This window comes from Cernens ardua (assembly GCF_051251085.1).
Taxonomy (GTDB): Bacteria; Pseudomonadota; Gammaproteobacteria; order Pseudomonadales; family Halomonadaceae; genus Cernens; species Cernens ardua.
In genome coordinates this window covers 182,090-197,215 of record NZ_JBPCZH010000004.1, presented here as the reverse complement: position 1 = coordinate 197,215, position 15,126 = coordinate 182,090, and the positions used below count along the sequence as shown (strand labels likewise).

The 15,126-nt window shown below is 49.0% G+C and carries 13 protein-coding genes; 5 read left to right on the top strand and 8 right to left on the bottom strand.

Annotation, left to right across the window (positions count from 1 at the left end; translation table 11 throughout):
* Positions 1-23 precede the first annotated feature (23 nt).
* The 3 genes from LMG33818_RS08890 to LMG33818_RS08880 all read right to left on the bottom strand — a co-directional run bounded on the left by LMG33818_RS08890 (position 24) and on the right by LMG33818_RS08880 (position 2,160).
* Positions 24-908, bottom strand: a complete 885-nt coding sequence (locus LMG33818_RS08890; protein ID WP_442323022.1) for a VOC family protein — start codon at positions 906-908, stop codon at positions 24-26.
* 349 nt (positions 909-1,257) lie between these two features.
* Complete coding sequence (gene hmuQ, locus LMG33818_RS08885; RefSeq protein ID WP_442323021.1) at positions 1,258-1,593, bottom strand: heme-degrading protein HmuQ; 336 nt, start codon at positions 1,591-1,593, stop codon at positions 1,258-1,260.
* Between the two features lie 288 nt (positions 1,594-1,881).
* Entirely contained in the window at positions 1,882-2,160 is a 279-nt protein-coding gene (locus LMG33818_RS08880; RefSeq protein WP_442323020.1) for an HU family DNA-binding protein, read from the bottom strand.
* A 537-nt stretch (positions 2,161-2,697) separates the two neighbouring features.
* On the opposite strand from LMG33818_RS08880, the gene ubiA reads away from it, so the two are divergent.
* From ubiA to phoR, 3 genes are all read left to right on the top strand, one after another.
* Positions 2,698-3,591 carry a 4-hydroxybenzoate octaprenyltransferase gene (ubiA, locus tag LMG33818_RS08875; RefSeq protein WP_442323019.1) on the top strand — a complete coding sequence of 298 codons (894 nt, stop codon included), beginning with the start codon at positions 2,698-2,700 and terminating at the stop codon, positions 3,589-3,591.
* Between the two features lie 184 nt (positions 3,592-3,775).
* The gene (phoB, locus tag LMG33818_RS08870; protein WP_442323018.1) at positions 3,776-4,471 is read left to right on the top strand and encodes a phosphate regulon transcriptional regulator PhoB; all 696 of its coding nucleotides are present in this window, start codon (positions 3,776-3,778) and stop codon (positions 4,469-4,471) included.
* A 54-nt stretch (positions 4,472-4,525) separates the two neighbouring features.
* Entirely contained in the window at positions 4,526-5,821 is a 1,296-nt protein-coding gene (gene phoR / locus LMG33818_RS08865) for a phosphate regulon sensor histidine kinase PhoR (RefSeq protein ID WP_442323017.1), read from the top strand.
* Positions 5,822-5,824: 3 nt separating this feature from the next.
* Here the strand turns inward: phoR and LMG33818_RS08860 are convergent, their stop codons facing one another.
* The 4 genes from LMG33818_RS08860 to uvrD all read right to left on the bottom strand — a co-directional run bounded on the left by LMG33818_RS08860 (position 5,825) and on the right by uvrD (position 11,256).
* The gene (locus LMG33818_RS08860) at positions 5,825-6,823 is read right to left on the bottom strand and encodes an N-acetylmuramoyl-L-alanine amidase (RefSeq protein ID WP_442323016.1); all 999 of its coding nucleotides are present in this window, start codon (positions 6,821-6,823) and stop codon (positions 5,825-5,827) included.
* Positions 6,824-6,924: 101 nt separating this feature from the next.
* The gene (cysZ, locus tag LMG33818_RS08855; protein ID WP_442323015.1) at positions 6,925-7,707 is read right to left on the bottom strand and encodes a sulfate transporter CysZ; all 783 of its coding nucleotides are present in this window, start codon (positions 7,705-7,707) and stop codon (positions 6,925-6,927) included.
* A gap of 405 nt (positions 7,708-8,112) precedes the next feature.
* Entirely contained in the window at positions 8,113-8,856 is a 744-nt protein-coding gene (gene phoU, locus LMG33818_RS08850; RefSeq protein WP_442323014.1) for a phosphate signaling complex protein PhoU, read from the bottom strand.
* A 144-nt stretch (positions 8,857-9,000) separates the two neighbouring features.
* Complete coding sequence (gene uvrD, locus LMG33818_RS08845; protein WP_442323134.1) at positions 9,001-11,256, bottom strand: DNA helicase II; 2,256 nt, start codon at positions 11,254-11,256, stop codon at positions 9,001-9,003.
* A gap of 542 nt (positions 11,257-11,798) precedes the next feature.
* Between uvrD and LMG33818_RS08840 the strand changes: the two genes are divergently transcribed.
* A complete protein-coding gene (locus LMG33818_RS08840) occupies positions 11,799-11,981 on the top strand; it encodes a hypothetical protein (RefSeq protein WP_442323013.1) in 183 nt (60 codons plus the stop codon).
* Positions 11,982-12,389: 408 nt separating this feature from the next.
* Here LMG33818_RS08840 and LMG33818_RS08835 read toward each other — a convergent pair whose 3' ends face one another.
* Positions 12,390-13,283 (bottom strand): DUF72 domain-containing protein, encoded by an 894-nt coding sequence (locus tag LMG33818_RS08835; protein WP_442323012.1) that lies wholly within the window; start codon positions 13,281-13,283, stop codon positions 12,390-12,392.
* A 231-nt stretch (positions 13,284-13,514) separates the two neighbouring features.
* On the opposite strand from LMG33818_RS08835, the gene LMG33818_RS08830 reads away from it, so the two are divergent.
* A complete protein-coding gene (locus LMG33818_RS08830; RefSeq protein WP_442323011.1) occupies positions 13,515-15,110 on the top strand; it encodes a peptide ABC transporter substrate-binding protein in 1,596 nt (531 codons plus the stop codon).
* Positions 15,111-15,126 lie beyond the last annotated feature (16 nt).

The following is a 15,126-nucleotide window of genomic DNA, read 5'->3' as shown; positions in this document are numbered from 1 at the left end:
GTCTCAACTATTCTTTTCATTTCTCAAAGAAGACAGTCTTCGCACTGCTCAAAGCGTAAAACGGTGCCTCCCAAAACGCTGGCAGGGATATCTGCTATATGCTCATTGATCCTCATGTAGGGTACATTGTTCCTTTCCCAGTGGGCGATAGCGGCGTTCAGGTCCATGGTTTCCAAACTGATGGCCACCGCACGGGAAGGCGCTTCAGCGACATTTTCCAAATCAGGGATGTGTTCTTTCAGGGAGGACGGGGAAAGCAGCCAGATATCGCCTTTGGGAGTTGCCACACGGTATCCGCCATTTACAGAAAAGATATTGGCCGCCCCATGGATAAGCCGATAATATTCGAAATCACGCTGGATATTATCACTGATATACCACATGGCCTTGAGGCGTGAGACCTGATTGGGATGGTATTCATCAGAAGGATCACGACGAAGCAATTCAGGGTGCGGATAATGACAAAGAAATTGGGTAAGAAATGGCTGTGAAGGGTCATGTAGAATATCAAGAACAACGCTCATTTCAACGGAGCCTTGCCGGCTGTGCGACATTCGCTTGAACTCGATAGGCTCCCAGGGGGCGAAACCTCTGGCTTCAACCAGCGCATGATCATGTGCCATGCACTGTGAATCAAGTGCCAACATGGCAACACCATCACCATATCTCAAGCGAGCTTCTATAGCGCGAGCAAATCGAAAACCATTGGCATCCGAATAGCTGGTTTGTTCCGGGCGGGCAATCGTAATGATTTCAATAAAAGTATCGGGAAAAAGCAGCAGATAGTTATCCGTTCCCCAAGGGTGACTTTGTCGCTGATTATGTACAAACCCCAACGCCAACACTTGCTTTAATGCAGAGTCGAGATCCTTCACCGCTATCATGGGGTGATCAATGCCAAAACCCATCCACGAATCCTTATCGTATCGCTTTCCACTAAAAATATAGGGTTTTTGACGCTATCACCCCCCTACTTTATGACCTGCCACGCAGCAATTCACTCATTTACATATCACTTTCTGTTCATCAAAAACAACGCTTACCAACCAGTTGGATCTTAATGAACGGTGAGGAAGCACATCGGTATTCATCTGTAAAAGACTGATACATCGACATAACCCGAAAACAGGCAGTGATACTCACCTTCAGCATAAAGCGCTGATAGAGGGCCGTCCAGCCATTCCATTCTGTTTGGCTTGTACCGCAAAGTGATATGGCTTCTTGACTATTTATCTTCCAGCCATTTTGCAGGAAGAATCAATCACTTTTCTTGTCTGCAACCACCGCTTGAAGAGACTCAAACCCTTCGAATACGGGAGGGCCAAGATAGATCTCTTCACGTTTTGCCTGCCCTGCGTTGGCATGCGCTGCACGGAATGCCTCTGATTTTGTCCATTGCACAAAATCTTCTTTACTGCGCCAAATGGTATGTGAGGCATAGAGAACGTGATCTTCTTGCTCTGGCCCACGCAGTAAATTGAATTCAACGAATCCCGGCAGGGTTTCCAGGTGGGTTTCACGATCCAGCCAACGTTTCTCGAACGCATCGGTTGCATCAGGACGTACCTTGAAACGATTCATTGCGATATACATGTGGATCTTTCTCCGGTCTGGGGCTTCAAGTGAGTAGCCATGAATTGAATCACATCCTCATTCTACCCTGCTTGATACCAATACATCAGAGGAAAACTTGAAATTGACACTATCGAATAGATAGAAAAAGCCCAATATTAAGGATGAGTAAAGTCGTAGACAGTAAGAGGAGGCAAATTACAACGAAAGGGGGGAGAAAACAGCGGGGCAAATGATCAGCGCAGCAGAAAACCGAACGATACCGGCCAAACCGAATAGCCGGTATCGAGATAGTGTGCCGAAAGGGCTTTATTTACCGGAAACGGCGTCTTTCAGGCCTTTACCTGCCTTGAAGGCAACATTTTTGCTGGCAGGAATCTTGAGCTCTGCGCCAGTTTGCGGGTTTTTACCCGTACGAGCAGCACGCTCACGAACGGTGAAGGAACCAAATCCGACAAGGCTAACGTCTTGCCCTTTGGCAACACTGGCAGTGATTTCATCAAGAATCACATTCAGAACCTGACCGGCCTTTTCCTTGGACAGATCAGACTTTTCAGCGATGGCAGCTGCGAGTTCGGGTTTACGCATAAATATAATCTCCTGAATTTGCCATTATCTGGCAGATCACCGGTTTACCGGTGTTTATATGGGAACTCACGCAACAGACCCTGGGCGGCTTTTACAAGAAACACACAGGCAGCTACGAGGTTCACTTGACTGTTATTACAGGAAGCCATTTGGCCCTTGTAACATACCCTTTCGATCATCATGAACGATGTCATGCCGATAGGGAAATCAAGCATTCACTTGAACACCTTTTGTGTACGTTGGAATGAAAACGCACACGCTATATGGAATCAGACTTTCACTCTTTATAGGGGAAATGTCTATCCTTGTACAAGCATGGTTTACGTAAGAAAAATGATCCAATAAATTCATGAAAATGGGCCACTATCTGACATAAAACAAGCGTATAAGCCGCAACCATAGCGGACATGTCCTTACATTGCCAGAAAATGCTACAATTTTCCCATCTACATTAATGCCAGCATTCGTATATTGGCGATATGATTTCACCGCTAATCCAGCTTTTTACAACCTTCTTCTGAGAACATCGGCAATTTCATGACACACCCGAATGTATCGCTCCGCCATAGATTGACGCGACTGCCCGACTTTCTTCAACTCATGCGCCTTGACCGCCCCATAGGCACATGGCTACTGATGTGGCCCACGCTGGCCGCCCTCTGGTTGGCAGCGGATGGCTTACCTTCGCGCAAGCTTCTCATCATTTTTGTTGTTGGAGTGTATTGCATGCGAGCTGCAGGCTGTGTAATTAATGATTACGCGGACAGGCACTTCGATGGCAAGGTAAAGCGAACAAAAAACCGTCCGCTGGCTACTGGCAGGATTTCTGCCAGGGAAGCGCTCATCCTGTTTTTCTCACTCATGGTGATCTCATTCATCTTGGTCTGCTTCACCGGCGGAAAAACGGTTCTTGTTTCCCTTGGGGGCGCTGTTCTGGCTGCCTGCTACCCTTTTGCGAAGCGCTACACCCAACTTCCTCAAGTCGTATTGGGAGCTGCCTTCAGCTGGGGTATTCCTACAGCCTTCATGGCAGTCAAAGGGAATGTACCTGCGATCGCCTGGTGGCTTTTCCTGGCCAATGTGGTTTGGACGCTCATGTACGACACAGCCTATGCCATGGTGGATCGTGATGACGACCTCAAGATTGGCGTAAAATCAACAGCCATTCTCTTCGGTGAATATGACCTCACTATTTTGACCTTATTAAAGGTCATCACTTTATTATTGCTGGCAGGCCTCGGTGTGGAGGCAGGTCTGGACGGTTTCTACTGGTTGGGACTCGTGGGTGTGATTTGCCTATTCGTCTACCAGGGGTATTTGACACGGCACAGAAGCAGGGAAGGCTGCTTTCAGGCATTCCTGAATAATAACTGGGTCGGCATTTCCCTCTTCGCCGGCATTGTTTTGGCACTTTGGCCTACGGCAGGATAATCAAGAAAGCATCCTAAACAGCAAAAACAGGTTGGATTCAGCAGTGTCATAAGACTGTCACCACATTGCGCTTAAATTGTCATGCAACCGCCATAAACGCCCCTCAAGGGCACAGAGGCATTTTTGTTCGGCAAGTATTAAATGCGGTTTTGCCTGTTCTTCGACCACAACGAGAAGAGATGCAATGAAACAGACAGTGTTGATTGTAGATGACGAAGCTTCTATCCGGGACATGATCGCCATTGCGCTGGAAATGGCCGATTTCAATGTGCTCGAAGCGGAAAATGCTCAACAGGCGCTGCCCTTGGCTGTCGATGAGCGTCCTGATCTTATTTTGCTCGATTGGATGATGCCGGGGGTCAGTGGTGTTGAACTGGCGCGCCGCCTGAAACGGGAAGAAACCACTAAAGAGACACCGATCATCCTGCTGACAGCCAAGGGTGAAGAAGATAACAAGGTGCAGGGGCTGGAAGCGGGTGCCGATGACTACATTACCAAACCGTTTTCCCCCCGCGAGCTGGTTGCCCGCCTCCGCGCTGTTTTAAGGCGTTCTTCCCCTTCCAGCCAGAATATTGTCGAAATCGATGGGTTGGCACTTAACCTTGATAGCAAGCGTGTCAGTATCAATGGTGAATCTATCGATATGGGCCCGACAGAATACCGCTTGCTGGCCTTCTTCATGTCGCATCAGGAACGTGCTTATTCCCGCGCACAACTGCTGGATCAGGTCTGGGGAGCCAGTGTGTATGTCGAGGAACGTACCGTCGATGTGCATATCCGCCGCCTGCGAAAAGCGCTGGGCAAGCAACATGACTATTTGGTACAAACAGTGAGAGGCACCGGGTATCGTTTCTCAAACCAGCGTTCCCGTGCCATTTGAGAACTGTTCAACTACCCGCATTGTTCAACTATCCGAGGCTATTGTTGATACCTCATGCGTTATTGGACTCAAGAGATAGCACTGCTCGTCGCCCTTTTCCTCATAGGCTGTGTTATTGGCTTATTAGCGGATCATCCTGTCACAGGAATGGTGCTCGGGTTGGCGCTCTATATCACTTATAGCTTTTGGCAGGTGTGGCGGATTCTGCGCTGGTCTCACAAAGCCTACGACACATTGCCGCCCTCGGCCCCCGGAGTCTGGGGCAATATTTTCGACCATCTATATCGCTATCAACGCCGTGAGCGCCGTCGACAAACCCAATTACGCCAGGTGATTGGACGTTTCGACCGCCTCTCCGAGGCCATGAAAGATGGCATGATCGTCCTTGATAATAAAGGGGCACTGGACACCTGGAATGCAGCCGCCAGCACGATGTTGGGCCTGGAGTATCCGGCAGACCGCGGGCAATATGTAACGAATCTCCTTCGCCATCCGCAGTTCGTTCGCTATTTCGAGTCCGGAAAATATGAAGAGGGGTTGACTACCCGCTCGCCGCTCGATGAATCCCGTTGGTTACATTTCCAGATTGTCAGTGATAGCCGTAATGAACGACTGATGGTGGTTCGCGACATCACCCGCCTGCAACGCCTCCAGGAAATGCGCCGCGATTTTGTCGCCAATGTTTCTCATGAGCTACGTACGCCTCTTACCGTTTTTACCGGTTATCTGGAGCCTCTGGCGGATTACGCTGGCGAACTGCTGCCGCCGCGAATGCAACGCGGACTTGAACAGATGCAGCAGCAAAGTGACCGCATGCGACATTTGATAGACGATCTACTCATGCTGTCGCGGCTTGAAAATGGCGTACCTATCAGCCCTTACAATCCCGTCAATATCGCCATGCTCGTTCAACAGGCGGAACAGGACGGCAATGCATTATCGCAAGGCCAACATTCCATCAGCGTGGATATAACACCGGGTTACCATTTGCTGGGGGCAGAAGAAGAACTGCGTAGCGCCGTCACCAATCTGGTCTCGAATGCGGTCAGATATTCAGGTGAAAAGGCGCATATTCATATTACATGGCGAGTTGAGGAAGACGGCTCCGGTCAACTCTGTGTCAGTGATGACGGAGAAGGTATCGAAAAACATCACCTTGACCGCCTGACCGAACGGTTTTATCGCGTAGACAAAGGTCGTTCCAGTTCAACAGGTGGCACTGGCCTTGGGCTTGCCATCGTCAAGCACGTGATGATTCACCATGAAGGCCAGATTCAGGTCGAATCACAGCCAGGAGACGGCGCACATTTCACGCTTGCCTTTCCTGCCAACCGCGTCATTCAGGAGTGAAGGCTACCACGCCTCATCCAGCAACGATTGAGCCTTTTGTTCCCCATCATACTTGTTCAACAACGCGAAAAGAATTGCGGCAGTTTCAAGATCATAGTGACCCGAATAATTGGTGGGGCGAAAATGCATTTGGAAGCTGGTCAATACCTGCTTCGTTTGCTTGTCCATCCTACCTGTCGGCTCAATGGCATAACCATAAGCCGCCAGCCCACGCTGTAACACACGTATACTTGGCATATGACCACCAGCAAAACGGTTCTTATACATCAAAACCGTCTGATGATCAGGCCATGCACCGATACCAGCACGATATAACTGCTCCCATGGGAAGAACGGGCCCGGGTCTGTCTTGCGACCGGGAGCAATATCGGCATGCCCCACCACATGAGTAGGCGGAATGTCATAGCGTTTGACGATATCTCGTGCCAACGCGATGATCAAACGAATCTGAGACTCTGAATAAGGCGCATATACCCGGCCACTTAAAGAGCGTGTATAACCCGGATTCACGATTTCAATCCCAATGGATGTGTCATTCAGATTATGTCTATTCCCCCAGGCACTTACCCCCGCGTGCCAGGTTCTCATCTGCTCATCCGCCAATTGATACACCACGGGCCGTTGGCGATAACTGGCCGGCTGATTGGTCACAAGGTAGTGCACACCTACAGCGCCTTCTGTCAACGCATCTATTGATTGTTGATCATTGCCTGCGGTGTAATGCAGTACCAAAAAGTGGATACGCTGGTTCTCCCCACGGGTATGAAGAGAGCGATCTACCCAATAGCCTTGCCTGGGCTTTAATCGAGCCCCTTCACGTTTTGTCAGTATCTTTCCCGGAGACCTGTCCTGAATGACCGGCACACTAAAATCATCAGAACGTGCCTTTTTGTATGAGGGAGGCTTGTTGTACAAGGAAGATGTACCGGGACCTATTGGTTGGCCACTACTACAGGCTGTTAATATCAACAGACACAACAACCCGCTTATCCATTTAATCATTACACTGAAATTCCAGAAATATTTATCTCTCAATACGCCAAGCGAGTTGAAATACGGCTTTTTCCCCGCGGGGTGTTTCTCCACTATTGTGTTTTGCCCTTTTATTCGCCTGATGATTTATGATCCGATGATGCCGAGGCCCGTGCGCCAGACTGATACTCAAGCTGCCGGCTTACCTTGCCATAACTATCGCGCCACATGATTACCCCCGCTGCGACGGCGGCAGGCATCACAATCAGGTTCACAATGGGAATCCATAGCAAAACACTCACCGCAAATCCGAATCCCAATGTTTTTATCGGCAGCTTGCCCAATAATTTGAGCATTTTTTTGAAAGAAACTTCGTGGACATCCATCGTGTAATCAAGATATTCCAGCGCAACGCTCCAAAAGGAGAACACCAGCCATAGAAATGGCGTGATCAAATGAACAACAGGTACCCACCCCAGCAAGAATAGAATCAGCATTCGGGGCAGGATATAGCTGAGCTTGTGCAGTTCACGAATAAATCCATCCCATGCCTGCCGTCCAAGGCTACGCTGGTCATTGGCGCCCTCCATGCCCAACTCATTTTCAACGCGTTCAACCAGAAAACCATAAAACGGCGAAGCCAAAAGGTTAACCATCAATGTAAACGTGAAGAACGCAATGACGATCAATGTCAGCGTAATCAGGGGAATGAGGATCCAGCCCAGCCAGTCCAGCCAGTGGGGAATCAAGGCAATCCACTCATCCAGCCAATGGGTAAATACCTTTACAAGGCCATAAAGCGTAAGTGAATACACTACAAGAATAATAATGACCGGGATGATGACATAACGCCTTAGGCCGGGGCGCATCACCAGTCTTATTCCCTCACCCAACGCTTCGAATCCTTCCAACATCTATTTCTTCCAACCTCCAATGCTACAAATTCTGGTAAGCGGGCTCACTCGCCCTGATTATACTCGGCAGAGTCAATCGACCCACGAAGTACGACGATTCAGCCGTCCCCACGGTTCGATCACGCTAGTATGAACCGCATTCCAAAGGAACACTAACCTATAACTCGTTTGAACAATACAACGTCACAACACGGATTTACGCAGGTGTTTCCAATGAAAAACCCCGATGCTGGCATTTGAGTCCAGCAATCGGGGCCTAGTTCCTGCAAAACCAACTATTTCAGCTTCAACAAAGCAAAAGAACTCTTTATTCAGTCAAAATATAGGTGACTGAGAACCGAATGACATCCTGCTACCATGAGCCACCCAGATAAGAGCTACTAAAAACATATTCGCTATTCATAACTACTTGTAACTACCTAAAGAGCCATCGTCCAGATCCTTTTCATCAAGATCGCGACGATTGGAGTGGCGCAGATCCAACCCTTTGACCAGATATACCACAGATTCTGCGAGGTTATCGGCATGGTCACCTATTCGTTCCAGCGCACGCAGTACCCACATGACATCGATGACGCTGGTGATAGAGGAAGAATCTTCCATCATGAAGGTAGCCAATGAGCGCAAGGCACTTTTGTACTCTTGGTCCACGTCGGTGTCTGCACGGCGTACATCAAGCGCCAGTTGCGTATCAAAACGCGCGAATGCAGTAAGCGCATTACGCACCATGGTTTTAACCTGCGTGCCAATGCGGCGAATTTCAGTGATGCCTCTGTCCGTTTCCTTGCCCCCAATCAGAGCCAGGGCATGACGAGCAATCTTGTCCGCCTCATCACCTATACGCTCAAGATCAGACGCCGCACGTATAACAGCAATGACTAACCGTAAATCCGAGGCAGCCGGTTGTCGACGCGCGATGATTTCAGTGCTTTCATCATCGATCTTAAGCTGCATTTCATTGACGTCGTGATCCTGCTGACGCACTTGTTCAGCCAGCGCACCATCACGCTCCAGTAATGCTGTCAGTGCATCGGTAAGCTGTTTCTCGACCAGCCCCCCCATCGCCATCAGGTTCGTCTTCAATCCTTCCAATTCCTGATTGAATTGGCGGGAGATATGTTGGCTGTATTGTTCGTTGGAAATATCCATGGATCTCCCTTAATACGTAATAGGCGCTATGACCGATAGTATCACCTGATTGAATGACATTAATATGACGCTGTGCGCCTAGGGAGCGTGATCGCACTACTCTCGTTGCTGGTTTTGGTTTCTACTCCAGTCTTTGTTTCTACATTACAGTGCTTCGAGTTTGGCAAAGCCCAGTACCAGCCATTTATCGCCATGATCCTCAAAACTGACCTGAACGCGCGCGCGATCTCCCTGCCCTTCTGCATTGACGATCACCCCTTCGCCAAACATCGGGTGACGGACACGCTGCCCTAATGACAATGTCATCCCCGCGCCCTCTGCCTCTGTTTGACGGGAAAGCCCAGAGGCTGGTTTTGGTGCGCGATAGCCAGAGGAAGGACGTTCCGTCATGGGACGCGACACCTGCCCTCGCAAACGCACTTCATCCACCAGCCCCGCGGGTAATTCGCGAATAAAGCGGGAGGGACGCTGATAGGTTTCCTTGCCGTGAAGGCGGCGCATCTCAGCGTAAGTCAGGTACAGCTTCTTCATTGCACGAGTGATACCGACATAGCAAAGGCGGCGCTCCTCTTCCAAACGCCCCGGCTCTTCTGCAGACATTTTATGAGGAAACAACCCTTCCTCTACCCCCGCAATAAAGACGAGCGGGAACTCCAGCCCTTTCGCAGAGTGCAACGTCATCATCTGAACGGCATCTTCGTATTCATCTGCCTGCTGCTCACCCGCATCCAGTGATGCATCCGCCAGAAACTGTTCCAGCGTGGCCTCACCAGCCGCTTCACCCTCTGGCTCGAACGGGTCAAGGCCACGTACCCCCGTTTGCCCTTGTGCAAAGGCACGTGCGGCACTGACCAGTTCCTCCAGGTTTTCAACACGTGCCTGCCCTTTTTCTCCGGGCTCGGCTCGGTGAAATTCAATCAAGCCGGTTTTCGTCAATACATGATCAATCAGCTCATCCAAAGGTAATCCGGACGTGTCGTTATCCAGCCCATCAATCAGATTAACGAAATCAGTCAGCGCATTGGCTGCTCGCCCAGAAATCGCCTTTTTCGCGATGGCATCATGAATGGCATCCCACAGTGTCATGCCTTCATCGCGAGCATGGGCACGCAGCCGCTCCACACTTTTGGAACCGATACCGCGCGCCGGTACGTTGATCACACGCTCCAACGCCGCATCGTCATTACGCGTCACCATCAATCGTAGATAGGAAAGCGCATTCTTGATTTCCAAACGCTCATAAAAACGATGTCCGCCATAAATCCGATACGGAACAGACGCACGAATCAGCGCTTCTTCCAGCACACGTGACTGTGCATTGGAGCGGTAAAGAATTGCTACATCACTTCGAGACAGCCCTTCCTCTTTCACCGTGCGGGAAAGGGTATCAACAATAAACCGGGCTTCATCCAAATCATTGAAACCGGCGTAAACAGAGATTTTGTCGCCCTGCCCAATATCCGTCCAGAGCTCTTTACCCATGCGCCCAGTGTTATTGCGTATCAGGGCATTAGCTGCTTCAAGGATCGCTTCGGTGGAGCGGTAGTTACGTTCAAGCCGTATCACTTTGGTCGATTCGAATTCATCCCGAAAACGCTCAAGATTTTCCACCTTGGCACCACGCCAGCCATAGATCGACTGATCATCATCGCCCACTACCGTTAACCGTGCCCGTTCTCCTGCCAATAGCTTGAGCCATAGGTATTGCAAGGTATTGGTATCCTGGAACTCATCCACCAGAATGTGAGAGAAGCGCTCCTGATAATGTTCTAAAAGTGCGGGATTATCCCGTAGCAGCTCCAGAGAACGCAGCAACAGCTCGGCGAAGTCAACCAGCCCGGACAGCTCACAGGCATTCTGATAAAGCGCGTACAACTCCACCATCTGATGGAGGTAGGGATCACCTGCCGTATCGATCTGTGGTGGACGCAACCCCTCTTCCTTGCAACCGGCGATGAAATTGACCACCTGACGCGGAGGAAACTTCTCATCATCAATCCCGTGATCTTTCAGCAGACGTTTGATGAGGCGTAGCTGGTCGTCTGCATCGATGATCTGAAAATGTTCGATCAATTTGGCATCGTGCCAGTGGGTACGCAGCAAACGGTGGGCAATCGAGTGGAAAGTCCCTACCCACATACCACGGGAAGAAAGGCTCAGAATCGCATCCAGGCGCGTACGCATCTCCCGCGCGGCCTTATTGGTAAACGTTACCGCTAGAATGGAATAAGGAGAAAGATGCTCTTGCTCGATCATCCAGGCAATGCGGTGGACCAATACCCGTGTTTTACCTGAACCTGCTCCTGCCAGCACCAGAAGGTTGCCCTGAGGTGCACTGACAGCCTCACGCTGTGCATCATTCAGATGGTCTAGCAAAGGATGCGCTGATGTCACGTCGATACCTTCTGTTCCAAGAGGATTGAAATCATGCCAATACCGCTGATTCTACCATAATTACCCTGTTGAACCTGAAGGAAATGGCGGTACCAGTAGCATCGTATCTCTATCGAACAGTGAGGCAGTACCTCTCATTGCTGGCCTGTAAAACATGTCATTACCACCTTTTGACGACATCTGCTTTTCACAAGGGTATTTTTGAGTTATACAAAGAAGGTAGCCTTGGCAAGAAATAAAGAGGCGTCATCAGAATGTCATCGGCTACCGTTATAACCATACAGTGACATTGTGCTTTCTGTGGACGTGGCTATCGACTGCCATCAAGGGCAAAGCGCTTTAATGTGTCACGCATTACAACTGCCAATATCCAACAAGGCGAGAGACTCAATACGGCTATCATTCGCATCGTTACAACCTGATATGTAAGGCGAGAACCTGCGCCTGAACTGTCTGTACAATAGTTGGAAACGATACCTCATACTGTTGCACACGCGGTTCGGATGTCCGGTTCTTCACTGCTTTCCTGCGATTCAAGGAGCTTGTGAATGCATCACAAATCGTCACATACTGCTGTTGAAAACAAATTGCTCGATACTTTCCTTCAACTGGAAGCCATGGCACAAACCAAACGCCAAAAGCTCGCCTCCTACCGATATCGCCATGCGCGCCAGGGGATAGAACGCCACTGGGAAAGGCGCAAACTTGATCATGAGATGAAAATGCTTTAGCCCCTATAAAGGGTAAAAACCGATACAACCGGGAAATCAACGGCCGTATGCGCGGCCGTTTTGGTGTAGAAGTATTTGTTTAAGGAAATCGGGCTAGAACAATGAGATGAAAGGAAGCTCCCACACTAAAATATAACTTAATATATTACGAACAATGAACATCCTGGTAACTAATATAAAAGAAAAGATGTCGCAGGCCCCCACTTCTTCATTCCCTACTAAACAGTAGCTTTACCTTAGGCCTATCTTGAGATGAAATGAAAAGTATAAGTAAGGCAAAGTGCTGTGAGATGACTGCGTGTGCTTTAAAAATTATTCTCAAATACTTTCATTTATAAACTATTTTATTCAGTCGAATATCAATTATTTCTTAAGATGCTCGACTCATGCTGGACGAGAACGCATTTATCAAAAAAGTGTTCCCTGTCTTTCTCCCGGAAATTCTCCTATATAACATCCCTCAGGCAATTCGGATGAATTATCCAAAAGCCTTTTCTCAATCCGCTGCAAGCATTGTCTGGCAAGGGCTGGGGCGCTTTTGTTATCCGCGGTATGCACAAACAAGAAAGGGGTTTTCCCCTGAGTTATCCACAGGACTATACGTTCAATCCAGGGTGTAAAATAATAGTCATTAATATTCATGTCAGTATGACCAATAAAACGTATTATTGGCGATACACCAGTAGAAATCACATGTAGAGGACGCTTTGGCTTTTCCTTTTGTGCATGTACAAGTGCCAGGTCATTATTTGATGGTGTTGAAAAAAGAGGCCTGACATCCAATAAGACACGATCTACCTGATAAGTTATCAACAAGCGATTAAAATACTTTTCCACCGCATCTTTATTAAATAATGCGATATCACGAGGTTCTACGGCACAAGGAATATGACGTGGCCAGTGGGCTAGAACCGCCTCAAGTTTTTCAACTTCATCAGGACCAAAATTTCGTGGTAGCTGAATCATCACTGGCCCGAGCCGTTTACCTAGCGGAGATATTCGATCCAAAAATTCATTCAGTTCTGAATCAATTTCGTGTAAACGTTTTTCATGCGTTAACAACGAGGGGAGCTTGAAAGAAAACTTGAAGGTTTCGGGTGCCGAGCTTAACCAGGACTGAATTGTCTCACTTTTGGGCGCACCACTATAGAAGGTAGTGTTACCCTCTACTGCCGAGAAAACGGTGGCGTATTCTTTCAGACTTTGCTGCATATCCATATGTTGTGCATACAGCGAGCCGCGCCAATCGCCGTTGGCCCACATGGGTAACCCCAGATACAACCTGCCATTCCCTCGAGACATGGTTCAACCTTAAATCATTCCAACTTAATAACTGTTGCTGTTGCTCTAAACATCGCCCATCATGAGTAGCATTTTAATCCGTGTATGAGTGCCATGACAGGTGTTGATGAGGGTTGCTTGGCTTTCAATCGCTCTGCATCTCTCCGATAAACCGGATGTAGCTCAAACGACGCGATGAACGCGTCACGTTTTCACCCTATACTTTTTCCCTGAAAATCAGGACGTCCTTGCATGCTGAAATACTTCAAACACACCATGCCCTTGGCTCTCCTATCCCTTGGTCTGTTTTCGGTGTTATGCGTCACAACCACCGCTGCCGATGCAACCACACTTAATATCGGGGTGGGGGGTGAATTGACTTCGTTTGATACTTCGCAGGTACAAGGGGGTATCTGGGAGTCGCAAATTCTTCAGGATGTGTATGAAGGGCTATTGCAAAACTCGGCAGAAGGCACACCAATCCCTGGGGTGGCCTCTCACTGGAAAATATCCGATGACGGCAAAACGTATACGTTCTATCTTCGCCCGGATGCAAAATGGTCAGATGGCACACCGGTCACTGCGGATGATTTCGTCTTTGGTTGGCAACAGGTACTCAATCCGAAAAATGCGTCCGATTATGCCTATATGCTATACCCGGTGGTAAATGCAAAAGCGATCAACAGCGGTAAAAAGCCCGTAAATTCTCTTGGGGTGAAATCGCTGGAAAATGGTCGTGTCTTCCAGGTCACACTCAACAGACCAACCTCTTATTTCCTTCACATGATGACGCATTTCACCGCCTACCCTCAGCCTGAAAAAGTGGTCAAGAAATATGGCTCCAATTGGGTGAAGATGAATCATATTGTGACAGATGGCGCCTATAAACCTGTGCAATGGATCTTGCATGATCACATTGAGGTCGTCAAAAATCCCTATTACTACGACGCCAGCAAAGTAGCCATCAATACAGTCAATTATTACAACGCAGAGGATATCAACTCGGCGGTGATACGCTACCGTGCCGGAGAGTTCGATATCACCTCTGTACCGCCGACGCTCTATAACATGTTGAAGTCAAAGTATGCAGATGCACTGCACCAGTCCCCTTATCTGGGGACCGAATACTATGCCTTCAATAATCGTCCGGGGCATCCCACTTCGGATAAGCGGGTCAGAGAAGCCCTTACGCTGGCAGTCAGGCGTGATGTGCTGGCAAAAGCCATCATGGAAGGTTCCTTTCTGCCTTCGGAGAGCCTCGTTCCCCCCGGTATGAAGGGCTATACCCCTCAAACGGCAGATGACAGGAACGCTCCATATGCTCAGCGTTTGGCGAAAGCAAAACAACTCCTGGCTGAGGCCGGTTATTCACCCTCTCACCCTCTCACGCTGACCCTGAGCTATAACACCAACGATCAGTGGCGCAGAGTAGCTGTCGCTGTGGCTGCCATGTGGCGCCCGTTGGGTGTCAACGTCAGGATGAATAACAGCGAAGCCTCGGTGCACTTTGCCTCGCTGCGCGAAGGCAAGTTTGATGTCGGGCGCGCGTCCTGGATTGCTGACTATAATGATCCCGAAGATTTCCTGTCGATTCTCCAAAGTGGGGTCGCCAAGAATTACGAAGGTTATGCAAGCCCCATGTTCGATCATTTAATGGGCGAAACAGATGCAACCACAGACGAAGCCAAACGTATCCAGCTTATGGAGCAGGCTGAAGGGGTCGCCATGAATGATTATGCATTATTGCCATTGTTCACCTATGTTTCACAGTATTTGGTGAATCCAAAGATACATGGCTGGAAAGCCAACGTACTGAATACACATCCGGCACGGTGGATGAGTTTTTAAATCATGAATACTCTCC